Annotated in this window: 21 protein-coding genes; 10 read left to right on the plus strand and 11 right to left on the minus strand. The window is 71.8% G+C overall.

Annotated elements, in window-relative coordinates:
• Window positions 1–14: 14 nt before the first annotated feature.
• From ABT245_RS16520 to ABT245_RS16535, 4 genes are all read left to right on the plus strand, one after another.
• Window positions 15–1,061: an energy-coupling factor ABC transporter permease gene (locus ABT245_RS16520; RefSeq protein WP_351734042.1), complete on the plus strand. Its 1,047-nt coding sequence runs from the start codon at window positions 15–17 to the stop codon at window positions 1,059–1,061.
• 1 nt (window position 1,062) lies between these two features.
• Window positions 1,063–1,824 (plus strand): cobalt ECF transporter T component CbiQ, encoded by a 762-nt coding sequence (cbiQ, locus tag ABT245_RS16525; RefSeq protein WP_351734044.1) that lies wholly within the window; start codon window positions 1,063–1,065, stop codon window positions 1,822–1,824.
• A complete protein-coding gene (locus tag ABT245_RS16530) occupies window positions 1,812–2,588 on the plus strand; it encodes an energy-coupling factor ABC transporter ATP-binding protein (RefSeq protein ID WP_351734046.1) in 777 nt (258 codons plus the stop codon). The genes cbiQ and ABT245_RS16530 overlap by 13 nt, the downstream gene beginning before the upstream one ends.
• A gap of 69 nt (window positions 2,589–2,657) precedes the next feature.
• Window positions 2,658–3,851: a serine hydrolase domain-containing protein gene (locus ABT245_RS16535; RefSeq protein ID WP_351734048.1), complete on the plus strand. Its 1,194-nt coding sequence runs from the start codon at window positions 2,658–2,660 to the stop codon at window positions 3,849–3,851.
• A 497-nt stretch (window positions 3,852–4,348) separates the two neighbouring features.
• On the opposite strand, the gene ABT245_RS16540 is transcribed toward ABT245_RS16535, so the two are convergent.
• Complete coding sequence (locus ABT245_RS16540) at window positions 4,349–4,624, minus strand: DUF1876 domain-containing protein (protein ID WP_351734050.1); 276 nt, start codon at window positions 4,622–4,624, stop codon at window positions 4,349–4,351.
• Between the two features lie 68 nt (window positions 4,625–4,692).
• The gene (locus ABT245_RS16545) at window positions 4,693–5,589 is read right to left on the minus strand and encodes an NAD(P)-dependent oxidoreductase (protein WP_351734052.1); all 897 of its coding nucleotides are present in this window, start codon (window positions 5,587–5,589) and stop codon (window positions 4,693–4,695) included.
• Between the two features lie 112 nt (window positions 5,590–5,701).
• Between ABT245_RS16545 and ABT245_RS16550 the strand changes: the two genes are divergently transcribed.
• Window positions 5,702–6,199 carry a DUF2975 domain-containing protein gene (locus ABT245_RS16550; protein WP_351734054.1) on the plus strand — a complete coding sequence of 166 codons (498 nt, stop codon included), beginning with the start codon at window positions 5,702–5,704 and terminating at the stop codon, window positions 6,197–6,199.
• Complete coding sequence (locus ABT245_RS16555) at window positions 6,199–6,417, plus strand: helix-turn-helix domain-containing protein (RefSeq protein ID WP_351734056.1); 219 nt, start codon at window positions 6,199–6,201, stop codon at window positions 6,415–6,417. The genes ABT245_RS16550 and ABT245_RS16555 overlap by 1 nt, the downstream gene beginning before the upstream one ends.
• Window positions 6,418–6,446: 29 nt before the next feature.
• Here the strand turns inward: ABT245_RS16555 and ABT245_RS16560 are convergent, their stop codons facing one another.
• The 3 genes from ABT245_RS16560 to ABT245_RS16570 form a co-directional block, all read right to left on the minus strand.
• Window positions 6,447–6,971 (minus strand): YbaK/EbsC family protein, encoded by a 525-nt coding sequence (locus tag ABT245_RS16560; protein WP_351734058.1) that lies wholly within the window; start codon window positions 6,969–6,971, stop codon window positions 6,447–6,449.
• A 154-nt stretch (window positions 6,972–7,125) separates the two neighbouring features.
• Window positions 7,126–9,348: an MMPL family transporter gene (locus ABT245_RS16565; RefSeq protein ID WP_351734192.1), complete on the minus strand. Its 2,223-nt coding sequence runs from the start codon at window positions 9,346–9,348 to the stop codon at window positions 7,126–7,128.
• A 168-nt stretch (window positions 9,349–9,516) separates the two neighbouring features.
• Window positions 9,517–10,158 carry a TetR/AcrR family transcriptional regulator gene (locus ABT245_RS16570; protein WP_351734060.1) on the minus strand — a complete coding sequence of 214 codons (642 nt, stop codon included), beginning with the start codon at window positions 10,156–10,158 and terminating at the stop codon, window positions 9,517–9,519.
• A gap of 155 nt (window positions 10,159–10,313) precedes the next feature.
• Between ABT245_RS16570 and ABT245_RS16575 the strand changes: the two genes are divergently transcribed.
• On the plus strand, window positions 10,314–13,781 hold the full coding sequence (locus tag ABT245_RS16575) for a S41 family peptidase (RefSeq protein ID WP_351734062.1): 3,468 nt from the start codon (window positions 10,314–10,316) through the stop codon (window positions 13,779–13,781).
• A gap of 162 nt (window positions 13,782–13,943) precedes the next feature.
• On the opposite strand, the gene ABT245_RS16580 is transcribed toward ABT245_RS16575, so the two are convergent.
• The 4 genes from ABT245_RS16580 to ABT245_RS16595 all read right to left on the minus strand — a co-directional run bounded on the left by ABT245_RS16580 (window position 13,944) and on the right by ABT245_RS16595 (window position 17,741).
• Window positions 13,944–14,144, minus strand: a complete 201-nt coding sequence (locus tag ABT245_RS16580; RefSeq protein WP_351734064.1) for a hypothetical protein — start codon at window positions 14,142–14,144, stop codon at window positions 13,944–13,946.
• Between the two features lie 89 nt (window positions 14,145–14,233).
• The gene (locus tag ABT245_RS16585; RefSeq protein WP_351734066.1) at window positions 14,234–15,118 is read right to left on the minus strand and encodes an SDR family oxidoreductase; all 885 of its coding nucleotides are present in this window, start codon (window positions 15,116–15,118) and stop codon (window positions 14,234–14,236) included.
• On the minus strand, window positions 15,115–16,239 hold the full coding sequence (locus ABT245_RS16590; protein ID WP_351734068.1) for an alpha/beta fold hydrolase: 1,125 nt from the start codon (window positions 16,237–16,239) through the stop codon (window positions 15,115–15,117). Before ABT245_RS16590 ends, ABT245_RS16585 begins: the two co-directional genes overlap by 4 nt.
• Window positions 16,236–17,741, minus strand: coding sequence for a flavin-containing monooxygenase (locus tag ABT245_RS16595; protein WP_351734070.1), 1,506 nt, complete (start codon window positions 17,739–17,741; stop codon window positions 16,236–16,238). Before ABT245_RS16595 ends, ABT245_RS16590 begins: the two co-directional genes overlap by 4 nt.
• A 200-nt stretch (window positions 17,742–17,941) precedes the next feature.
• On the opposite strand from ABT245_RS16595, the gene ABT245_RS16600 reads away from it, so the two are divergent.
• Window positions 17,942–18,562: a MerR family transcriptional regulator gene (locus ABT245_RS16600; RefSeq protein ID WP_351734194.1), complete on the plus strand. Its 621-nt coding sequence runs from the start codon at window positions 17,942–17,944 to the stop codon at window positions 18,560–18,562.
• Between the two features lie 17 nt (window positions 18,563–18,579).
• Here ABT245_RS16600 and ABT245_RS16605 read toward each other — a convergent pair whose 3' ends face one another.
• Entirely contained in the window at window positions 18,580–19,383 is an 804-nt protein-coding gene (locus tag ABT245_RS16605) for an exodeoxyribonuclease III (protein ID WP_351734072.1), read from the minus strand.
• A gap of 67 nt (window positions 19,384–19,450) precedes the next feature.
• Between ABT245_RS16605 and ABT245_RS16610 the strand changes: the two genes are divergently transcribed.
• Complete coding sequence (locus tag ABT245_RS16610; RefSeq protein ID WP_351734074.1) at window positions 19,451–19,927, plus strand: GNAT family N-acetyltransferase; 477 nt, start codon at window positions 19,451–19,453, stop codon at window positions 19,925–19,927.
• A gap of 1,145 nt (window positions 19,928–21,072) precedes the next feature.
• Here the strand turns inward: ABT245_RS16610 and ABT245_RS16615 are convergent.
• Window positions 21,073–21,810: a GntR family transcriptional regulator gene (locus ABT245_RS16615; protein WP_351734076.1), complete on the minus strand. Its 738-nt coding sequence runs from the start codon at window positions 21,808–21,810 to the stop codon at window positions 21,073–21,075.
• Between the two features lie 186 nt (window positions 21,811–21,996).
• On the opposite strand from ABT245_RS16615, the gene ABT245_RS16620 reads away from it, so the two are divergent.
• Entirely contained in the window at window positions 21,997–22,509 is a 513-nt protein-coding gene (locus ABT245_RS16620) for a hypothetical protein (RefSeq protein ID WP_351734078.1), read from the plus strand.
• Window positions 22,510–22,518 lie beyond the last annotated feature (9 nt).

Genomic DNA, 22,518 nt, shown 5'->3' on the forward strand with positions numbered 1-22,518 from the left:
CCTAGAATCGGCGCGTGCATGTACCTGACGGATTCATCGACGCGCCCACCTCCGCCGTCACCGGCGTGGTCGCCGCCGGCGCCATCGCCGTGAGCCTGCGCGGCGCGCGCCGCGAGTTTGGGGGAGAGAAAACCGCGCCGCTGGCCGGTCTCGTGGCCGCGTTCATCTTCGCGGTGCAGATGCTGAACTTCCCGGTCGCCGCCGGGACCAGCGGCCATCTGCTCGGCGGGGCACTCGCCGCGATACTCGTCGGCCCCTACACAGGAGTGCTCTGCGTCTCCGTCGTCCTGCTCATGCAGGGCATCCTGTTCGCCGACGGCGGCCTGACCGCGCTCGGCGTGAACATCACCGACATGGCGATCGTGACCACCGTGGTCGCGTACGCCGTCTTCCGCGGCCTGCTCGCGGTGCTGCCGGGCGGGCGGCGCTCGGTCACCGTCTCCTCCTTCGTCGCCGCGCTGGTGTCGGTGCCGGCCGCCGCCTGCGTCTTCACCCTGATCTACGCGATCGGCGGCACCACCGACGTGGCCCTCGGCAAGGTCGCCACCGCGATGATCGGCGTCCATGTGCTGATCGGGATCGGCGAGGCCGTGATCACCGCGCTCACCGTCGGCGCCGTGATCGCCGTACGGCCGGACCTCGTGCACGGGGCCCGGGGCCTGCGGCAGACGCTGAAGCTGCGGGTGAACGGCGAACTCGTCGACGCCCCGGCCGCCCCGGTCCCGGCCGCCGCCCGGACCTCGCGCCGCACCCTGTGGATCACCGGACTCGTCACCTCGCTCGTGCTCGCCGGGTTCGTCAGCTTCTACGCCTCCGCCGACCCCGACGGCCTGGAGAAGGTCGCCCACGACCACGGCATCGACAAGAAGGCCGAGGACCACACGTCGGCCGACTCACCGCTCGCCGACTACGGCGTCAAGGACATCTCCGACGCCCGGCTCTCCGGCGGCCTCGCCGGTGTGATCGGCGTCGGCGCCACCGCCGTCGCGGGCAGCGCGGTCTTCTGGGCGGTGCGCAGGCGCCGCACCCGGGACGTCTCCCCCGCGGGCACGGACGTCTGACATGGGGGCCGGGCACACCCATCGGCTGTACCGGCACGGGCACTCGCCCGTGCACGCGCTGCCGCCGCACACCAAGCTCGCCGCCGCCTTCGCCTTCGTGGTGGTCGTGGTCTCCACCCCGCGCGAGGCCGTGTGGGCGTTCGGGCTGTACGCCGTGCTGCTCACGGCGGTGGCCCACCGCGCCCGGATCCCGGCCGGCTTCCTGCTCAAACGCCTGCTGATCGAGGTGCCGTTCGTCGCGTTCGCGGTGCTCATGCCGTTCGTGGCGGAGGGCGAGCGGGTGGACGTCCTCGGCCTGTCGCTGAGCGTGCACGGCCTGTGGGGCGCCTGGAACGTGCTCGCCAAGGGCACGCTGGGCGTCGCCGCCTCGGTGCTGCTGGCCGCCACCACCGAACTGCGCGAACTGCTGCTCGGGCTGCAACGGCTGAAACTGCCGCCGCTGCTGGTCCAGATCGCGTCGTTCATGATCCGCTACGGCGATGTCATCACCGACGAGATGCGCCGCATGCGGATCGCCCGCGAGTCACGCGGCTTCGAGGCACGGGGCCTGCGCCACTGGGGCGTGCTCGCCAAGTCCGCCGGCGCGCTGTTCATCCGCTCCTACGAACGCGGCGAACGCGTCCATCTGGCCATGGTGAGCCGCGGGTACGCCGGCTCGATGCCGGTCATCGACGAGGTGACCGCGTCCCGGGCCCAGTGGTCGTACGCCCTCACCCTCCCGTTCGCCGCGCTCGTCGTCTGTCTGCTGGGATGGACCCTGTGACCACTGATTCGATCCCCCCTTCCCTGGAGGTCTCCGGCCTCGCCTTCGCCTACCCCGACGGCCACCAGGCCCTGTTCGGCGTGGACTTCGGCATCGGCCGCGGCGAACGGGTCGCGCTGCTCGGCCCGAACGGCGCCGGCAAGACCACCCTCGTCCTGCACCTCAACGGCATCCTGAGCGGCGGGGCCGGGACGGTGACCGTGGCCGGACTGCCGGTCGGCAGGAAACACATGGCCGAGATCCGGCAGAAGGTCGGCATCGTCTTCCAGGACCCCGACGACCAGCTGTTCATGCCGACCGTGCGGGAGGACGTGGCGTTCGGCCCCGCAGCGGCCGGTCTGAAGGGCGCCGCGCTCCAGGGGCGGGTGCGCACGGCCCTGGAACGGGTGGGCATGCAGGACTTCGCCGACCGGCCCCCGCACCATCTCTCGTTCGGCCAGCGACGCCGGGTCGCCGTCGCCACCGTGCTGGCGATGCAGCCGGAGATCTTGGTCCTCGACGAGCCCTCCTCCAACCTCGACCCGGCCTCCCGCCGGGAACTCGCCGACATCCTGCGCGCGCTGGACGTCACCGTCCTCATGGTCACCCACGACCTGCCGTACGCGCTGGAGCTGTGCCCGCGCTCCCTGATCCTGAGCGACGGCGTGATCGCCGCGGACGGTCCGACCGGGGACCTCCTCTCCGACGACGCGCTGATGCGCGCCCACCGCCTGGAGCTGCCCTTCGGCTTCGACCCGCGGTCGGTGACGACAGCCCGGCGGTGACCCCGGAATCGCAGGCCGACCGCGGATGTTGCACCCACAGCCGAAGGTGAGCCGAAGGGATGTGCGGGCGTGGACGTGAACGGCACAGTAGCCGAGGGCTTCGAGCCGGTCAGGGAGGCGTTCCTGCGCAACTTCGAGCACCTGGGCGAGCGGGGCGCGGCGGTCACCGTGTACCGGTACGGGCGCCGGGTCGTCGACCTGTGGGGCGGCACCAAGGACTTGAACGGGACAGCCGGGACAGCCGGGGCGGCCGGGGCGGAGCCCTGGGAACGCGGCACCGCACAGATCGTACGGTCGGCCACGAAGGGCGTCGTCGCGGCCGTGCTGCTCCTGCTGCACCAGCGCGGAGAGCTGGACCTGGAGGCGCCGGTGGGCGCGTACTGGCCGGAGTACAAGGCCGCGGGCAAGGAGCGCACGCTGGTGTGGCACCTGCTCGCGCACCGCGCCGGCGTCCCGGTGCTTGACCTCCCGCTCACCCCCGCACAGGCGGCCGATCCCGAGCTGGGCGCGGCGGCCGTCGCGGCCCAGGCGCCCGTGTGGGAACCGGGCACGGACCACGGCTATCACGCGCAGACGTACAGCTGGCTCATCGGGGAACTGGCACGGCGGATCACCGGCCGGCCCGTCGGCGCCTGGCTCGCCGACGAGATCGCCGGGCCGGCCGGCGCGGACGTGTGGCTCGGGCTGCCGGACGCGCAGGCCGCGCGCGTGGGCCGGGTCGGACCCGTCGAAGCCCCCGAAGCGGCCGGCGGGCTGCGGACCCGCCCCAAGCGGTCCGTCGCCGAGGCGTACGCCGACCCCGGCTCCCTGACCCGGCGGGCCTTCGCCGCGATCACCCCGCTGCCCGACGAGAACGACCCCGGCTACCGCGCCGCCGCCCTGCCCGCCTCCAACGGCATCGCCACCGCGGACGGCCTGGCCCGGTTCTACGCGGCGCTGATCGGCGAGGTGGACGGCGGCCGACGGCTGTTCACCCCGCGCACCATGGAGCTGGCCCGCGGCGAACGGTCCGCCGGACCCGACCGCATACTGGTCGTGGGCACTCGCTTCGGCCTCGGCTACATGTTGCACGGCACGGCCTCGCCGCTGCTTTCCCCCGCCTCCTTCGGGCATCCCGGCCGCGGCGGCGCCCTCGGCTTCGCCGACCCGGAGTCGGGCATCGCCTTCGGCTATGTGACGAACGGCTTCCGGCAGAGCGTGACGGCGAACCCACGCGCGCAGGCCCTGGTACGAGCACTGCGGGCGGCTCTCGCCGGGGAGTAAGCGGCGCGCTCCGCGGAGGACAGCGAGTCTGTCGGCTGCACCGCCATCACGGCTGAGCGCGCCAGGCCCCTGCGGGGCCCCGCCGGCCGCCTTCGTCCGCCGCGCCATCGTGGCCGGGCGCGCCCACGCGGCGGAGCCCCGCCAGGCCGCCTTCGTCCGCCGCGCCATCGTGGCCGGGCGCGCCCACGCGGCGGAGCCGCACAGCAATACAACCCCGCGCCCCGTGGTGGGGACACCTGCCGACCCTCGTCCGCGGCGCCATCGTGGCGGCTCGCGCAGTTCCCCGCGCCCCTTGGCGGGGGCACCTGCCAGCCTTCGTCTACAGCGCCATCGTGGCCGGGCGCGCCCACGCGGCGGAGCCGCACATCAATACAACCCCGCGCCCCTTGGTGGGGGCACCTGCCAGCCTTCGTCTACAGCGCCATCGTGGCCGGGCGCGCCCGCGCGGCGGGGCCGCGCGTCAACTCAGCCCCGCGCCCCTTGCGGGGCGCTGTTGGTCAGACGTTGATGGGGTGGGACGTGTGGCCTGAGGCTGTGTCTATTTCGTTGTGGGCCTTGGTCAGTAGTTGCATCGCCAGTTCGTTGAGGGCGCGGGCGCCCGCTATTTCCTCGCCGACCCGCGGCTGATTGGTGTCGGTGCGGTGCCGGCTCGCCTGGCCGTGCGCCCGCACCTCCGTGCCGTCGGGCAAGCGCACCAGGGCCGCCGCCCGCGTGTGCTGTTCGTCCTCCTGGAACTCCATCTCGACGTGCCATCCCACTGTGCTGTGCATCATGAGGACCACCTCCGGAACCACTGATTCCAGGGTGCGCCCGTCCCGCCGCGACGTCACGCCGGACCGCGTCAGGACCGCGTCTTGGGCTCGCCGTCGAAGCTCGCGAAGTACGCGGCGGCCATGTCCTCGTCGCCATGGCCCTGCGCGGCGGCGCGGGCGAGGCGTTCGGCGGTGGCGGCGGCGACGTCCAGGCGTACGTGACCGCGCTCCCCCGCCTGCACGATCAGCCGCGCGTCCTTCTCGGCGGTGCTCACCGCGAACTGTGCCGGCGTCAGCTGCCCGTCGAGGATCATCCCGGCCTTGGCCCGCAGATACCCCATGTCGAGCGGCCCCTCGGCGATCAGGTCGAAGAAGCTGTGCGGGTCGACGCCGAGCGCCTGGGCGAGAGCGACGACCTCCCCGCCGGCCGCGGTGACCGCGAGGACCCAGCTGTTGGCGACGAGCTTCAGCCGGGTCGCGCCGGCCTCGGCCCCGTCGTCGCCGGTCCACATGGTCCGTACGCCGATCGCGTCGAAGACGGGCGCGACCGTGCCGCGGTGCTCCTCGGGGCCGGCGGCCAGCACGGTGAGCTGCCCGGACTCGGCGGGCTGCCGGGTGCCGAGGACGGGGGCGTCGTAGAAGACGAGGCCGTGCTCGCGGGCGAACGCGGCGAGTTCGGCGACGGAGTCGAGGCCGGCCGTGGTCGACTGCGCCCAGACGGCGCCGGAGCGCAGCGCGGGTGCCGCCTCGCGCATGACCTCCAGGGCCGTGCCGCCGTCGTACAGCATGGTCAGCACGACGTCGGCCCCGTGCACAGCCTCGGCCGGGTCGGCGGCGATGTGCACACCCTCGGAGGCCAGCGGCTGGGCCTTGTCCCGGGTGCGGTTCCAGGCGCGGACGGAGTGTCCGGCGCGGGCGATGTTGCGGGTCATCGCGGCGCCCATGATGCCCGTACCGAGAACGCTCACGGTGAGCTTGTCGGTCATGCGTGCTCCTGTTCTGAAGGTCGGAGGTTCGTCCTGCTCGCGGATTCCCGCTCCGGTGCGACACACACACCAGTCGATTGATTTTCGATCGATTCCGATCGACAATCGACAGATGCATCGTCTCTTCATAGCCGCCCTCCGGGCCGGTATCGCCGCGGCGATCTTAGGCGGCCTCTTCGCCCAGATCGTGGTCATCCCGACGACGGCGGCCGACGAGGTCGACCGGTTCCCGCCGTACGGCCCGTTCGCCGCCCCCTATGTGACGGTGGCGATCGCCGGCGTCGCCTGCGTCCAGGTCGCGCTGGTCGCCGTGTGGCGGCTGCTCGCCATGGTCCGGCGCGGCGCGATCTTCACCCCGCTGGCCTTCCGGTGGGTCGACACCATCATCGGGGCCTCGCTCGTGGCGACGCTGCTGGCGGCCGGGGTCACCGGGCATCTGGCGCTGGCCTCCATCCCCTCACCGGACGACGGCATGGAGGTGATCGGCGCCCTGGGCGCCGCCACGGCCTGCGTCGGGGTCGGGACGGCGTTCGCCATGCTCGTCGTGATCATGCGGAGCCTGCTGCGCAGGGCGACGGACCTGCAGACCGAGATCGCCGAGGTGATCTGATGGCCATCATCGTGGACCTCGATGTGCAGCTCGCCAGGCGCAGGCTGTCGGTGGGCGAGTTCGCCGCCGCCGTCGGGATCACGCCCGCCAACATCGCCGTACTGAAGAACGGACGCGCGAAGGCGGTGCGGTTCACGACGCTCGACGCGATCTGCCGCACCCTCGACTGCCAGCCCGGCGACGTGCTGCGCTGGGTGCCCGACGAGCAGCCGGACTGACGCTCGCCGTCCCCGCGGGCCGGAGGCGGTCAGGAGGTGCGCTCGCGTACGTCCACCAGGGTGCCGCCGGCATGCGCGATCAGCGTCTTCGGGGCCATCGGGAACACGGTGTGCGGGGTGCCGGCGGCCGCCCACACGAGGTCGTGGCCGAGCAGCGAGCGATCGGCGAGCACCCGGGTCCGCGTCCGGTGCCCGAAGGGCGGCACTCCGCCGATGGCGTACCCGGTGGTCTCCCGTACGACCTCGGCCTCGGCCCGGGTGACGGATCGCGCGCCCAGTTCCGCCCGGACCCGCTCGACATCCACCCGGGACGCCCCGTCCATGAGCACCAGCACCGGCTCCCGGTCCACAGCGAAGATCAGCGACTTGCAGATCTGGCTCAGCTCGCAGCCGATCGCGGCGGCGGCCTCGGCCGCGGTGCGGGTCGCGTCCGGGAAGCGCCGGATGCGCGCGTGCAGGTCGTTGAGGCCCAGTTCGTCCAGGGCGGCGGCGAACCGGGGGTGGGCTCCGGAGCCCTCGGCGTCAGTGGCGGCTGTCGGCGTCGTGGGGGGCATGGGTGCACCGTAGCGGGACGGGCGGCGGCGGGCGAACGCATTCGGGGCCGTCTCCCGCGAGGTTCGGGCGTCGCCCGGGACACAGGGAGGCCGGTGAGGGCAGCCCCGTCCCCACGGTCCCTCACCGGCCGGTTCCTGTGTCAGGCGATGCGCGTCAGGCGCGTACCAGCTCCCGGTCCTCGTCCCGGGGCCGGTCGTCGTCCAGGGCGCGCAGGCCCTCGCCCTCGACGTCCACATTGGGCAGGACACGGTCCAGCCAGCGGGGCAGCCACCAGGCCCGCCTGCCGAGCAGGGCGAGCACCGCCGGCACGATCGCCATGCGCACGATGAAGGCGTCGAAGAACACGGCGACCGCGAGACCGAAGCCGATCATCTTCACCATCGACTCGCTGGAGCCGATGAAGCCGGCGAAGACCGCCATCATGATCACGGCGGCGGCCGTGACGACCCGGGCGCCGTGCCTGAAGCCGGTCACCACGGCCTGGTTCGGCTTCTCCCCGTGGACGTACGCCTCCCGCATCCGGGTCACCAGGAACACCTCGTAGTCCATGGCGAGGCCGAAGACCACACCGACCATGAAGATCGGCATCATCGACATGACCGGGCCGGTCTCCTCGACGCCCATCAGGCCGGACAGCCAGCCCCACTGGAAGACGGCGACGACGGCGCCCAGGGCGGCCAGCACGCTCAGCAGGAAGCCGAGGGCCGCCTTCAGCGGCACGAGCACGGAGCGGAAGACCACGATCAGCAGCAGGAACGCGAGGCCGACGACAAGGGTCAGATAGGGCAGCAGCGCGTCGTTCAGCTTCTGCGAGACGTCGATGTTCATCGCCGTCGAGCCGGTGACCAGCACCGTGGCGTCGGTGCTGCGGGTGATGTCGGCGCCGGTGTCCCGGATCGCGTGCACCAGGTCCTCGGTGCCGGTGGAGGACGGCTTGGAGTCCGGGATCACGGTGATGGTCGCGGTGTCACCGGCCTCGTTGGGCGCGGGCGGGGTCACCGTGACGACGTTCCCAAGGCCCTTGATCCGGTCACCGACCTCGGTGAAGGCGGCCTTCGGGTGGTCGCTGTCGCGCGCGTCGACGACGACCATCAGCGGGCCGTTGAAGCCGGGCCCGAAGCCCTCGGAGAGCAGGTCGTAGGCGCGGCGCTGGGTGGTGGACGTCGGCTGGGAGCCGTCGTCGGGCAGGCCCAGTTCCAGGAAGGTGGCCGGGACCGCCGCGGCGCCGAGGCCGACGATGCCCAGCAGCAGGACGGCGACCGGACGCCGCACGACGAAGCTCGCCCAGCGGGTGCCCAGGTTCGGCCGGCCGGCCTTGTGCGGCTGCTCGGCCTTGCGCCGGCCGCCGAGCAGCTTGCTCTTCTCGCCGGCCGGCTTGATCCTGCGGCCGGCGTAGCCGAGCAGCGCCGGGATCATGGTGAGGGCGATCAGCACCGCCACGGCGACGGTGCCGGCGGCCGCGACGCCCATCTTCGTCAGCATCGGGATGTTGACGACGGACAGACCGACCAGGGCGATCACGACGGTGAGGCCCGCGAAGACCACCGCGGAGCCCGCGGTGCCGACGGCCCGCCCGGCGGCGTCCTCGCGCTCGCGGCCCTCGGCGAGTTCGGCGCGGTAGCGGGAGACGATGAACAGCGCGTAGTCGATGCCGACGGCGAGGCCGATCATCATCGCCAGGATGGAGGTGGTCGAGCCCAGGTCGAGGGCGCTGGCCAGTGCGGTGATGGTGGCGACGCCGATGCCCACGCCGATGAGCGCGGTCAGCAGCGGGAGCCCGGCCGCGAGCAGCGAGCCGAAGGTGATGACGAGGACGACCGCGGCGACCGCGATGCCGATGACCTCGCTGGATCCGGTCTCCGGTGTCGCGCTGAGCGCGTCACCGCCGATCTCCACGGTCAGCCCGGCGTCCCGCGCGTCCTCGGCGGCCTGGTTGAGGGCATCGCGTGAGGAGTCCTCCAGCTCCATGCCGGAGACCTTGTACTTCACGGACGCGTAGGCGATCGTGCCGTCCTTGCTGACCGCCTTGCCGGTGTACGGGTCGGCGACGGAGGAGACCTCGGAGCCGTCCGCCAGCTCCTTCACCGTCTTCTCGACGGTGGCCTTGTTGTCCTTGTCGGTCATCTTCTCGCCGCTCGGCGCCTTGAAGACGACGCGGGCGGTCGCGCCGTCGGCGCTCATGCCGGGGAAGCGCTGTTCCAGCAGGTCGAAGGCCTTTTGTGCCTCCGTGCCGGGGACGGAGAAGGAGCTGTTGCCGGCCGCGGGCGCGCCGGCCGCGCCGATGCCCGCCAGGGTCAGCAGCGCCACCCAGATCAGGGCGACGAAGTGCCGTCGCCTGAAGGCGAGCCAGCCCAGTTTGTAGAGGAACGTGGCCACGAGGGCGTACTCCCGGTCAGTCGTGGGGTGTTTCAGGGCAGGGGTGATCGACCCGTGGGGCAGGGGTGAGCGACCCATGAGGCAGGGCTGATCGGCCCGTGGGGCAGAGGTGATCGGCCCGACGACGTGAGCGGTGACGTCAGGTGGGGCTGGGAAGGTGGGGGGTGGTCAGTCGGTGGACACGCCGAGGGCGGGGAGCACCACGGCGTCGACGTACGACGTGAGGAATGCCTGGGTCGGTGGCTGGTCGTCGAGCAGCGCTCGGGTGGCCAGGCCGCCGACCATCATGTGCACGAGGAATTCCAGCGCGGGGCAGTCCGGGCGGACCTCGCCGCGGTCGACGGCGCGCCGCAGCACCTGGTGGAATCCGTTCATCTCGGGTTCCACGAGCTGGTTGCGGAACGCCTCGCGCAGATCCGGGTTGTTGTGCATGGCCATGGCGATGCCGCGCATCAGGGCGGAGTTCCGCTCGATCTCGCAGTCGTCGTCGGCCGCCACCAGGGCGTGTAGATCGCCCCGCAGCGATCCGGTGTCGATCTCTTCGAGGCTGCCCCGCTTGCTGTGCCGGATGGCCTTCACGACCAGCTCGGCCTTGCCGCCCCACTGTCGGTAGAGGGTGGCCTTGCTGGACCGGGTGCGGGCGGCCACGGCGTCCATGGTGAGGGCGTCGTAGCCGACTTCCCGGAGCAGGTCGAGCACGGCCTCGTACAACTCGGCCTCGCGCTCGGGGGTGATCCGACTGCGACGCCCCGGTGCGAGCACCGGCTCCACCGGAGCGGCCGTCGCCGCGCCCCTGGATGCCCCAGTCATATCTCTCGCCCTCCTGCTCCGAACGACAGGGTGTCGTACGAGACGAATGTAGCGCACCCCGTCATCGAAACGAAACGGTTTCGTACGTGCGCTGGGTCACGTCCGTCAGTTCCGGATAAGTTGCCCGTGCGCAGACGGCGGAAAAGCATGGTGAGGTGAGCTATCTGCGCCTGCCGCACCTCAGCGGCGACCTGCTGTGCTTCGTGGCCGAGGACGACCTGTGGCTGGCCCCCCTCGACGGTCCGGGCCGCGCCCGGCGGCTCACCGTCGACCGCGCCAAGACCGGCCACCCGCGCTTCGCCCCCGACGGCCGCCGGATCGCCTACACGACCTGGCACAGCCTGGTACCCGAGATCCACCTGGCCGACGTCGAGGGCGGACCGGGGCGGCAGTTGACGTACTGGGGCAGCGCCGACACCCGGGTCTGCGGCTGGACGCCGCCCGGCCCGGACGGCGCGTCCGACATCCTCGCCGTCGCCTCCCACGGCCAGCCCTTCTCCTACTTCTCCTGGGCCTACAAGGTCTCCACCGACGGCGACCCGGGCCGCACACTCCCCTGGGGCCCGGTCAGCGACATCCAGGTCGCCGACATCGCCGACGAGCGCAGGACCCTGCTGCTGACCGGCACCCCGCCGCACGAACCGGCCGGCTGGAAGCGGTACCGGGGCGGCGCCATGGGCCGGCTGTGGCTGCACGGCCGGCGGCTGCTCGCCGATCTCGGCGGCCACCTGGACTCCCCGATGTTCGTGGCCGGCCGGATCGCCTTCCTCTCCGACCACGAGGGCGTCGGCAACCTCTACTCCTGCGCGTACGACGGCTCCGACCTGCGCCGCCACTCCGACCACGACGCCTTCTACGCCCGGCACGCCGCTGGCGACGGGACGCGGGTGGTGTACCAGTGCGGGGGCGATCTGTGGCTCGTCGACGACCTGTCGCCGCACGCCGTGCCGCGCCGGCTCGACGTGCGGCTGTCCGGCCCGCGGGCCGGCCGCCGCCGCTACCAGGTCCCGGCCGCGCAGCACGTGGACGGCGTCTCGGTCGACGAGACAGGACGGGCCAGCGCCGTCGTCGTGCGCGGCAGCCTGTACTGGCTCACCCACCGCGACGGCCCGGCCCGCACCCTCGCGGACACCCCGGGCGTCCGGGTCCGGCTGCCGGCGATGCTGGGCTCCACCGGGCAGATCGCCTACGTCACGGACGCCGAGGGCGAGGACCGGATCGAGATCGCCCGACTGCCGAGGGCCAGCGGCGACCAGGCACCGCGCCGGCTGGCCCCCGAAGGGCTGGGCAGGGTCCTGGAACTGGTCTCGGACCCCTCGGGCGAACGCCTCGCCGTCGCCGCGCACGACGGACGCCTGCTCCTCATCAACACCACCGAAACCGCCGAGCCCACCGGGGACTTGAGGGATACCGGGGGCTCGGGGGGCTCCGGGATAGCTAGCGGCGCCGGGGAAGCTGGAGGCTTGGGGGAAGGGGAAGGCGGGGGCTCGGGGGACGCTGGAGACGCCGGGGATTCCGGGGACGGCGGGGGTGGCTCGTGGATGGGGGCCGGGGGTGGCGGGGTCATCGAGCTGATCCGGTCCGTCAACGGCCCGGTGAAGGACCTGGCGTTCGCCCCGGACGGGACCTGGGTGACCTGGTCGCACCCGGGGATCGGACGCTCGCTGCGGCAGATCAAGATGGCCCGCGTCCCCGGAACCGGGCAGGCGGACCGGCTGATCGTCGACGTCACCGACGGCCGCTTCGAGGACGAGAACCCGGTGTTCACCCGGGACGGCCGCTACCTGGCGTTCCTGTCCTGGCGCGGCTTCGACCCGGTGTACGACGTGCACACCGGTGACCTGTCCTTCCCGCTCGGCTGCCGCCCCTACCTGGTGCCGCTGTCGTCCGCCACCCCCTCCCCGTTCGCGCTGAACCCGGACGGACGCCCGGCGGCCGGCGGCCTGGACCCCGCCGAGGGCGGGCCCGGCGACGGCAACGCGGTGACCGTCGAGGTCGAGGGCCTGGAGAGCCGGGTCACCCCGTTCCCGGTGACCGCCTCCAAGTACTCGGCGCTGCACCCGGTGGCGGGCGGCGGCCTGGTCTGGCTGCGCTGGCCGATCTCGGGCGCGCTGGGCGAGACCTTCGCCAACCCGGCCGACATCAGCGGACGCCCGACCCTGGAGCACTTCGACATCACCAAGGCGAAGCGGTCCGAACTCGTCGGCCATCTGGACTGGTTCACGGTCAGCGGCGACGGCACCCGGCTGGTCGTGGTCGACGAGGGCGAACTGCACGCCGTACCGTCCACCGAGCCCGGCGACGCCGACACGACGGTCTGGATCGATCTGCGCCGCATCCTGCACGAGGCCGACCCGCCCGCCGAGTGGCGCCAGTCCTTCGCGGAGGCGGGCCGGCTCATCCGGGCCTACTTCTGGGACCCGGGGATGTGCGGCATCGACTGGGACGCGGTCCTCGACCAGTACCGGCCGCTGGTCGAACGCGTCGCCTCCCCGGACGACTTCGCGGACCTGCTGCGCGAGGTGCTGGGCGAACTGGGCACCTCCCACGCCTATGTCACCCCGGCCCGCCGCAACGAGGGCCCGCCCCACTACCAGCGCTACCAGGGCCTGCTCGGCGCCAACTTCGTCTGCCGGGACGGGCACTGGACGGTCAAGCGGATCCTGCCCGGTGACTCCTCCGACTCACGGGCGCGCTCCCCGCTGGCCGGCACCGGTATCCGGGAGGGCGCCGTGCTCACGCATGTGGACGGGCGGCCGGTGGACCCGGTGGCGGGCCCGTACCCGCTGCTGGCGGGCGCCGGCGGCACGACCGTGGAGCTGACCTTCGCCCACTGCCCCGCCGGGGACGAACTGACCGGCCCCACCGGCCCCGTGGCGGGCCCCGGTGAGCGGTCGCGGCGGGTGGCCGTCGTCCCGCTGATCGACGAACGGCCGCTGCGCTATCAGGACTGGGTGGCCAAACGCCGTGAAGTGGTACGGGAGTTGAGCGGCGGCCGGTGCGGCTATCTGCACATCCCCGACATGGGCGGCTCCGGCTGGGCCCAGTTCAACCGCGATGTGCGCATGGAGGTGTCCCGGCCCGCGCTCCTGGTGGACGTGCGCGGCAACGCGGGCGGGCACATCAGCGAACTCGTCGTCGAGAAGCTGACCCGGACGATCCTCGGCTGGGATCTGACCCGCGACGCCCAGCCCGTGTCGTACGCGTCGAACGCGCCGCGCGGCCCGATCGTGGCGCTCGCCGACGAGGCGACCTCCTCCGACGGCGACATGATCACGGCCGCCATCCGGCTGCTGAAGCTGGGCCCGGTGGTCGGTCAGCGCACCTGGGGCGGTGTGGTCGGCATCACCGAGCGGCACCGGCTGGGCGACGGCACGGTGATCACGGTGCCGATGAACGCGGCCTGGTTCGACGCGTACGGCTGGTCCGTGGAGAACCACGGCGTCGCCCCGGACGTGGAGTCCCTGCGCACGCCCCTGGACTGGGCCGAGGGCCGCCATGTCGAGATGGACGAGGCGATCCGGCTGGCCATGGATCTGCTGGACACCTGGCCCGTGGCGACCCCGCCCGACCACAGCGAGATCCCCGACCGCTCCCGCCCGGCCCTGCCACCCCGCCCATGACCACTCCGCCGCAAACGGCTGCCACCCCGCCACAGGCAGGCCGTAGACCCGGAGTTGAGCCCCACGCCGGCCACGAGAAGTCCCCGACCGAGGCGGGCCGGGGCAGGCGGAGGGGCGCCCCGCGTCCGGGGCGCCCCTTGTGGCCGATGGCCGACCGTGGCGTCAGGCGTCGTAGTCCTGGTCCATGCGGTCGTGCATCTCACGCTCGGTGTCGTGCGTGTCCCGCGGGTTCTGGCGGCCACGCTCGGACTGCGGCTTGCCGGACTTCTGCTGACCGCGCTGGCCGGTCTTCTCCCGCATGTTCTGCTCGGCCTGGTCCCGCATGTTCTTGGCCTTGTCCTGGAACTGGTCCTTGATACCCATGTGGGTTCACTCCCGTGAGGGTGAGGGGGGTTGGGGCCCTCAGTGGGCCCCGACCAGATTCACATGGCCGGACACGGCGCGCATGTCGATCAGTTACCGTGCGTAGCCCGCTCCTGTTCGTCGGCCTGACCGCCCGCGCCGACGAGTCCCGTGCGCAACCCCTGGAGCCGGGGCGCGAACCGCCGCATCTCGCGCTGGCCCACCGTTCCGATGAGCCCCGGCAGCCAGCCGCGTACGCCCTGCATCCCGCGCAGCCACCACTGCCCGTACACATGGCTCGACCGGCGTTCGATCCCGGCGACGATCCGGTCCACCGCGGGCCCCGGCGGATAGGTCCTGTCGGCCGGCCACGGCAGCCGCTGCCGCAGCTCCCGCATGACCGCGTCCTGGTCGGCGCCGCGCACCATGTCCGTGTCGGTCCAGGACAGATAGGCCACCCCGACCCGCACCCCCTGGTGGCCGACCTCGGCGCGCAGGCTGTGCGCGTACGCCTCCACACCCGACTTGGACGCGCAGTACGCCGTCATCATCGGCGCCGGGGTGATCGCGGCGAGCGAGGCGATCTGCAGCAGATACCCGCGGCTCTCGGTGAGCGCCGGCAGGAACGCGCGGGCCGTCACCGCCGAGCCGATCAGATTGACCTCGATCACCCGCCGCCAGGCGTCCGGGTCGGAGTCGGCGAAGGGGCCGCCGGTGGCGACGCCCGCGTTGGCGACGACGATGTCGACCTTCCCGAACCGCTCCTCGACCTCGCCGGCGACACGGGTCATCGCCTCCTGGTCGGTGACATCGGCGTACCAGTGGCCGCCCGTGCCGTGCAGCCGCCGGGCGACGTCCTTGAGCGCGTCCGCCTCCAGCCCGACCAGCGCCACCTGCGCGCCGCGCGCGGAGAGTTTGCGGGCGAGCAGTGCGCCGACGCCGCGCGCCGCTCCGGTGACGACCGCGACCTGTCCTTCGAGGCCGACCCTGCTCATGCGTCCTCCTTGGCCCGCGTGTCCTCGGCACCCGCCCCGTCCACGGCGCCAGTTGTCTCCACGGCGCCTGTCGTGTCAACAGCACCTGGCATCTCCACGGCGCCTGTCGTGTCTACGGCACCCACCGCCTGTACGGCACTCGCCGTCCGTACGGCACCCACCGTCTCTACGGCCCCCGTCGTGCTCCCGGCGCCTGTCGTGCTCCCGGCGCCTGTCGTGTTCCGCGTCTGCCGGAGGCAGGTCGTGACGAGTTCCCGGATCCGCCCGGTGACCAGGTCGGGGGCCGCCGCCACGGGGGGCATGTGCCCGAGGCCGGGCAGTTCGGTAAGACCGGCGCGGTGCGGCAGCGCGGCGGCGATGGCCCGTGCGTGCACCGGCGGGGTGAGCCGGTCGGCACGGCCCGCGATCACCGCCGTGGGCCGGTCGGCACGGCCCGCGATCACCGCCGTGGGCACCGCCAATTCCCGTACGCCGTCGTGGAGATCGAGCCGCTTCAGCACCGGCGACCGGGCGTGCCGGGCGCCGCACGGGCAGGCGTGCACGATCCGCGCGCACGCCTCCACCATGGCCGGGGCGTAACCGGCGCCCGTGGTGGCGTACTTGAGGATCCGCCGGGCCATCGACGTGACCGGTCCGAGCGGGGTGCGCGAGCCGAGGACGCGCGCCGTGAGCCAGGTGCGCCCGCGCCCGGCGCGCATGGGAATCACGCGGGCCTCGGCGACGAGCCGTGAACTGCCCGTGCCGCACAGCAGTATGGCGGGGGCGTGCTCGCGGAAGCGGGGCCGCGCGGTCGCCGTCGGCACGGTCATGCCGCCCATGGAGTGCCCTACGATCACCGCCCGTTCGCCGGGCGCGAGCGTGTGGGCGAGCGCTGCCTCCGGGTCGTCCGCCGGCGCCCGGGGCGAGCAGACGGGGCTCGTCGGGCTGCGCCCGTGGCCCCGCTGGTCGCACCAGAAGGCGGTCGAGCAGACCCAGCCGTGGGCGAGGAGGAGCGGCGGTGCGTCGTTCGGGCCGTGCGCCTCGGCGTGCGGCCGCGCGCCGTCGGCAAAGACAAGCGTCGGCTCCCGGGCGGGCGCGGGCGGCGCGTAGGGGCCCGCGGCCAGCCGCGTCAGCCGGCTCACGCCCCCACCCCCGCCGGGGCCTCGGCACGGGCGGACACCCGCAGGACCTCGTACTCGGCGAGGTCCACCCGCCGGGTGGCCCGCCGGAACTCGGTCGTCGTACCGGGCCAGACGGTGGTGTTGCGGCCGCTCGCGTCCAGGTACCAGCTGGTGCAGCCGCCGGTGTTCCACACTGTGCGCTTCAACCGCTCCTGGACCCGCTCGTTCCAGGCGCGCACGGCGCCCGGGCGGGCGTCGAGGGCGGCCCGCCCGCCGAGCACGTCCAACTGCCTCAGGAAGTCGGCCAGATAGTTCAGCTGGGACTCGATGATCAGGACCATGGAGGAGTTCGCGAGACCGGTGTTCGGCCCGATGATCGTCAGCCAGTTGGGGAAACCGGGCGCGCAGGACCCGCGCAGCGCCCGCATGCCGTCCTTCCAGGACTGCGCGAGCGTCCTGCCCTCCGCCCCGACGACCCGTTCGGCGATCGGTATGTCGGTGACATGGAATCCCGTGGCGAAGACGATCGCGTCGACCTCGGCCGCGCTGCCGTCGGCGGCGAGGACCGTGGCACCTCTGACCTCGCTCAGCCCGCCGGCCACCACGTCGACATTCGGCCGGGCGAGGGCCGGGTAGTAGGAGCTGGACAGCAGGATCCGCTTGCAGCCGAACCGGTAGTCGGGGGTGAGCTTGGCGCGCAGCGCGGGGTCCTTGACGGCGCGGGCGATATTGCGCTTGGCGAGCCGCTCGACCAGGCCGAGTTCGTCGGAGTGCTTGGTGAACGCCTGCACCTGCGCCTCCCGGATGCCCCACAGCAGTCCGCGCCGTACCTGTGCGGTGAACGGCAGCCGCCGGTGCAGCCCGCGTTCGACGCCACTGATGGCCCGGTCGACGCGCGGCACCACCCACGGCGGGGTGCGCTGGAAGAGGGTGAGCCGGGAGACGAGCGGCTGGACGGACGGCACGATCTGGATCGCGGAGGCGCCCGTGCCGACCACGGCGACGCGCCGGCCGCGCAGGTCGTAGCCGTGGTCCCAGCGGGCCGAGTGGAAGACCTTGCCCGGGAAGGAGTCGAGGCCGGGGACGGTGGGGATCTGAGGGTCGGACAGCGGTCCGGTGGCGGAGACGACGACGTCGGCGAAGAGCGGGCCGCCGCTGGTCTCGATGTGCCAGCGCAGCCGCCGCGCGTCCCAGGTCGCCCTCTTCACCTCGGAGTCGAAGCGCAGGTGCGGGCGCAGCCGGAAGATGTCGGTGACCTGCTCCAGATAGGCGCGGATGTGTTCCTGTCCGGAGAAGGTGCGTGGCCACTCGGGGTGGGGCGCGAAGGAGAAGGAGTACAGGTGGGACGGTACGTCGCAGGCGCACCCGGGGTAGCTGTTGTCCCGCCACGCGCCGCCGACGCCGTCCGCCCGTTCCAGGACGACGAAGTCGGTGATCCCCTCGCGGCGCAGCCGCACGGCGGCGCCCAGCCCGCCGAATCCCGACCCGATCACCGCCACCCGTACATGCTCGTGCTCGGCCATCCCGCAGCCTCCAGGCATCGCAGCGGATTACGCCAGTGAACACTGGCGCAATGGGAGGGTAGGGCAGCCGCGTACCGCTGGGTAGGGGGCGCGAGAAGGAAGTCACCGGCGGTACGGCCTAGGCTGCGCAGGTGGCAGCAGACGGTGGACGGCGCGACGGGCACGGCGGCGACCGGCACGAAGGCCCCCGCGAGTACCGCATGGCGGAGCTGGCCCGACTGGCCGGCATCACGGTGCGCACCCTGCGCTTCTACCGCGAACGCAAGCTGATCCCGCCGCCCCGCCGCGAGGGCCGCATCGCCTGGTACGACGACCACCACCTGGCCCGGCTGCGCACCATCGCGGCGCTGCTGGAGCGCGGCCACACCCTGAGCGGCATCGCCGAGCTGGCGGAGGCCTTCGAGCACGGCCGGGACGTCGCCGATCTGCTCGGCGTCGAAGGGCCCAGCGAGGAGGAGCCGGTCCGCCTCACCCCGCAGGAACTCGCCGCCCGTTTCGAGGGCGACGTCACCCCGGAGAACCTGGCCGCCGCCATGGAACTGGGTTACCTGGGCACCGACGGCGACGAACTCGTGCACATCAGCCGCCGACTGCTGGACGTGTCGTCCGCCCTGGTCCGCGAGGGCATCCCGCTCGCCGAGGTGCTGACCGCGGGCGGGCGGGTACGCGAGCACGCCGACGCGCTGGCCGACATGTTCGCCGAACTGGTCCTGCGCCACGTCCCCGAGGACGGCGTCGACCGTCTGCGCCCCCTGGCCCGCAGCGTCCTGGAAGCGGAGTTCTCCCTGGCCCTGGACAGACGCCTGCGCAAACGGAGTTGACGGAGGAGCGGGCCGGGTTAGAGGTCGTAGACGACCGTCACCGGGGCGTGGTCCGACCAGCGCTCGGCGTGCGTGGCCGCCCGCTCCACGAAGCCCTTGACGGCCCTGGACGCGAGCTGCGGCGTCGCGACGTGGTAGTCGATGCGCCATCCGCTGTCGTTGTCGAAGGCACGGCCGCGGTAGGACCACCAGGAGTACGGGCCCTCGACGTCGGGATGCAGGGAGCGGACGACGTCGACGTAACCGCCGCCGGCGGGGTCGAGGACCGCGCCCAGCCACTCCCGTTCCTCCGGCAGGAAGCCCGAGTTCTTGGTGTTGCCGCGCCAGTTCTTGAGGTCGGCGTTGTGGTGGGCGATGTTCCAGTCGCCGCAGACGACGACCTCACGGCCGTCGGCGGCGGCCCGGGCGCGCAACCGCTTCAGGTAGGCGAGGAATTCGCCCATGAAGCGGACCTTCTCGTCCTGCCGTTCGGTGCCCACCTCTCCGGAGGGCAGATAGAGGGAGGCGACGGTGACCCCGGGCAGGTCGGCCTCGACATACCGCCCGCTCGCGTCGAACTCCGCCGAGCCGAAACCGACCTGGACCCGGTCGGGTTCACGCCGGGTGTACAGGGAGACGCCCGCGCGCCCCTTGGCGGCGGCCGGGGCGTGCACGACATGCCAGCCGTGCGGCTGCCGCACATCCTCGGGCAGTTGCTGCGGCTCGGCGCGCACCTCCTGAAGACAGAGCACATCCGCGGAGGTTCCGGCGAGCCACGCCACGAAGCCCTTCTTCGCCGCGGCCCGCAGCCCGTTCACATTCACCGAGGTCACTGTCAGCACCAGGGCACGATACCGGCACACTGGACGAGACCCCGTCCCCCCTCTGCATAGAAGTACGATGCCCAGCATGAATATACGCCGCGTTCCCTTCGACCACCCCGACGCCGTCAAGCTCAACGACGAGGTCCAGGCCGAGTACCACCTGCGCTACGGCGACGGCGGCGACGCCACGGTCCTGGACGCGTCGGACTTCACCCCGCCGAGGGGCCTGTACCTGATCGCCTACGACGAGTACGACCGGCCCGTGGCCACCGGCGGCTGGCGCAGCAAGGACGAGAACGGCGAGGGCAACGAGGACGGCGACGCCGAACTCAAGCGGATGTTCGTGATCGAGGAGATGCGCGGTCGCGGCCTGGCCCGCCGCCTGCTGGCCGCCCTGGAGGAGGACGCGCGCGCCGCCGGCCGCGTCCGCATGGTCCTGGAGACGGGCACCAAGCAGCCGGAGGCCATCGCCCTGTACGTCTCCAGCGGCTACACGCCGTGCGTCAAGTTCGGCTACTACCGCCACCACGAGTCGAGCCACTGCTACGCGAAGCCCCTCTAGACACACCGAAGCCCCAGCCGACACCGCCGACTGGGGCTCCATGATGCGTGGACCTGAGGGGATTTGAACCCCTGGCCCCCTCGATGCGAACTACAGGCACGAAGGTCGCTGAGGGCTCCCGCCCTGCTCACGAGGATGGTAGCGGTTCCGAACGGTCGCGATCGGTTGCCACGGTTGCTGTACTTCCGTGCTGTACCGCAGCGGGTCTGACCCGCCACCTGGTCACCTCAACTCACCCTATACGCAAGCCAATTGATCGAATCCGACGTTTCACGTGAAACCACGTACATCATGAGCCTGCCCACGTGATCGATGGAGTGACTTTGGCCGGGAGCTGCTTTGGGGGGAGTGATCATGGCCCCGTAAGCTGATGGCGCGTCGGGCAGTCTGTGGACCTGCCCGTTAAAGCACGACGTTGGGGCCATGATCTGCGAGGCTCCCCCCAAAGTGGCTGGCTAAAGTCACGGAGTCGATCACCCCAGCCAGCCACGATCTCACCCGCCACGGTCCGCAGGTCCAACGGAGCTCCCAGCCGTCGCGCACCTGCTTTTGGATCAGGCTGTCTTTTGGGTTCGTGGCTGATCATGCGTGAAGTCCCGTGTGGCTGTGCCGTCTCTCCAGGTCGAGCCTGGCGGTGTGGTGACAGGGATGGGGATCAGGCTTGGTCCGGTGTATCGGCCCGAGGCGGGCCAGAGCGTGAAGCGTGATCACCCCCGGGTTGTTGAGTGTGGCGCGGGGCCGGGGCCGGGGCGCGCGGGCCGAAGGCAGGAGCGAAGCCCCGAGCCCCGAGGTCCGCGCCGGCCCGCGTGCGGGCCCGTGGGGAGTGATCTGCGCGGCGGCGGCCGGTGCCGTCAGGCCAGCGCGACCGGATGGCCGAAGGCCAAGAGCCCCCATCCAGGTCCCCTGACGCTGTAGGCCGGTGACCGGGAGTGGAGGCTCAAGCCCTGGGGGCCGTGAAGCGTGGGAGAGCTGATGTGTCCCATGGTGGTGCTGTCGGGTCTTGTTTCTCCCGAGTGCGCGACGGCTGGGAGCTCCGTTGGACCTGCGGGCCGTGGCGGACGGATCACCCTCCCCGCCGGAACGGCGGGGCTTGATGAGGTAGAGAAACCCGTAACTGGGCCTACAGCCGCTGCGCCTGCCGGTCGCTACTCAAGATCGTAGTCGGCAGCAAGTTCACGGTCGGGCCCCATGAAGTCACGGGCAAACTCGGTGACTTGACCGTACTGGTCCCAATAGGTGTTTGCCATGGTCAGGGCCAGGGTTCCGGTTTCAAGGGCAAGGAGCGGTGCGACGTCCTCGGGTACGGAGCGAAGAGACACAACGTCCCGCCGCTTGACCGCTCGACGCCCCGTCCGATCTTCGATCAAACCGAACGTCATCTTCGGCAACGGTCCCGTTGACGTCAGCTCCGGGGCGGCTTCCCCCAGCTCCTTCGGCAACCAGGACGTAGAGAGTGCGATCACTCCGTCTTCGTCCAGGTAGCGCCGGCGTCGCTGAACTACGGGACTACCCTCCTCGACTCCGAGTGCGTCGGCCACTTCGGCGCTCGCTGGGACTACATCGGCACTGACGATCTCGACCCGCTCTCCGGGCCTGAAGCCGCTGCCGGTAGTCCGCTGGAGCTGGAGTCGGTCAGGACCAGTCGTGATCTTGCTGGGCATACGCGCCACCGTTCCAATCCCTTGGATGGTCTCCGCATACCCCTCTGCCCGCAGAACCCCTGCGACGCGGGTTGCCGTGGCAACCGACACGCCTTCGTCGCGGACGATGTCACGGACTGACGGGATGCGGTCGCCCGGACGAAGTTCGCCACGCTCGATCTGCCCTTTGATCTGCGCGGCAATGCGCCGGTACGGCGGCAGAGCGGGCGATGTTCCGGACATGATTTCAGCTCCTGTTCTAAAGCACTTCAGTACACCCCTTGACGGTGTCGGTGCTCTAGAACACTATAGAGCTGTACCCGCCGCTGCGACAGGGCGGGAATCAGTACATGTCGTATCGCCGGGGGCGGCGCTCCTACCGCCAAGCAGATCCGCCGCCCCCTCGTCCCCGTGAAGGGAAGTTCCATCATGCCCGCAACGCTGGACGCTCCGCAGGCTGGCCCGGTCACCGCGTTAGCCGAAGAGCTGTCGAACATGGAACGTGCGGTTGCGCTCTACGCCTCGGACATGCCGATGCGCTACCGCTACCAGGGGCCGTTGGACTGGAACCTGGTCGACTGGATCGCCCAGGGCGTTGCTCGGCTCGGCCGTGAAGAGATCCGTCGGCGGGCGTCCTTCCTGGCGGGTCACCGCAAGCTGTGGCTGCGCGACATGACGACTCCGGAGATCGAGCGTCGCCACAAGGCGCGGTTCCCTTCGAAGCGTCGCCTGGACACCGCTGAGTCCATGGCAGCGACCACCGTTTCGTGGATCACGGTTGCCCTGGCCGCGCGGAACCTTCCGATCGTCATCGACGGGCCGTGCCCGAAGTGCGACGGCGCAGGCAAGCTCTGGGCCAACTGGGTCATCGATGACGCATCCGGCTGGTACGAGGAGGGCTACCGCCCGTGCCCGATGTGCCAGGACGGCGGTGCCGCGTGACGGTGTTCC

The sequence above is a fragment of the Streptomyces sp. NPDC001508 genome, assembly GCF_040298665.1.
Taxonomy (GTDB): domain Bacteria; phylum Actinomycetota; class Actinomycetes; order Streptomycetales; family Streptomycetaceae; genus Streptomyces.

Coding starts and splice junctions, on each gene's coding strand:
- ABT245_RS16585 (WP_351734066.1), bottom strand. CDS start 15,118: ATGAGCAGGGTCGGCCTCGAAGGACAGGTCGCGGTCGTCACCGGAGCG.
- ABT245_RS16610 (WP_351734074.1), top strand. CDS start 19,451: ATGAATATACGCCGCGTTCCCTTCGACCACCCCGACGCCGTCAAGCTC.
- ABT245_RS16560 (WP_351734058.1), bottom strand. CDS start 6,971: ATGCCCCCCACGACGCCGACAGCCGCCACTGACGCCGAGGGCTCCGGA.
- ABT245_RS16570 (WP_351734060.1), bottom strand. CDS start 10,158: ATGACTGGGGCATCCAGGGGCGCGGCGACGGCCGCTCCGGTGGAGCCG.
- ABT245_RS16620 (WP_351734078.1), top strand. CDS start 21,997: ATGCCCGCAACGCTGGACGCTCCGCAGGCTGGCCCGGTCACCGCGTTA.
- ABT245_RS16595 (WP_351734070.1), bottom strand. CDS start 17,741: ATGGCCGAGCACGAGCATGTACGGGTGGCGGTGATCGGGTCGGGATTC.
- ABT245_RS16545 (WP_351734052.1), bottom strand. CDS start 5,589: ATGACCGACAAGCTCACCGTGAGCGTTCTCGGTACGGGCATCATGGGC.
- ABT245_RS16615 (WP_351734076.1), bottom strand. CDS start 21,810: ATGTCCGGAACATCGCCCGCTCTGCCGCCGTACCGGCGCATTGCCGCG.
- ABT245_RS16550 (WP_351734054.1), top strand. CDS start 5,702: ATGCATCGTCTCTTCATAGCCGCCCTCCGGGCCGGTATCGCCGCGGCG.
- ABT245_RS16580 (WP_351734064.1), bottom strand. CDS start 14,144: ATGGGTATCAAGGACCAGTTCCAGGACAAGGCCAAGAACATGCGGGAC.
- ABT245_RS16540 (WP_351734050.1), bottom strand. CDS start 4,624: ATGATGCACAGCACAGTGGGATGGCACGTCGAGATGGAGTTCCAGGAG.
- ABT245_RS16555 (WP_351734056.1), top strand. CDS start 6,199: ATGGCCATCATCGTGGACCTCGATGTGCAGCTCGCCAGGCGCAGGCTG.
- cbiQ (WP_351734044.1), top strand. CDS start 1,063: ATGGGGGCCGGGCACACCCATCGGCTGTACCGGCACGGGCACTCGCCC.
- ABT245_RS16530 (WP_351734046.1), top strand. CDS start 1,812: ATGGACCCTGTGACCACTGATTCGATCCCCCCTTCCCTGGAGGTCTCC.
- ABT245_RS16600 (WP_351734194.1), top strand. CDS start 17,942: ATGGCGGAGCTGGCCCGACTGGCCGGCATCACGGTGCGCACCCTGCGC.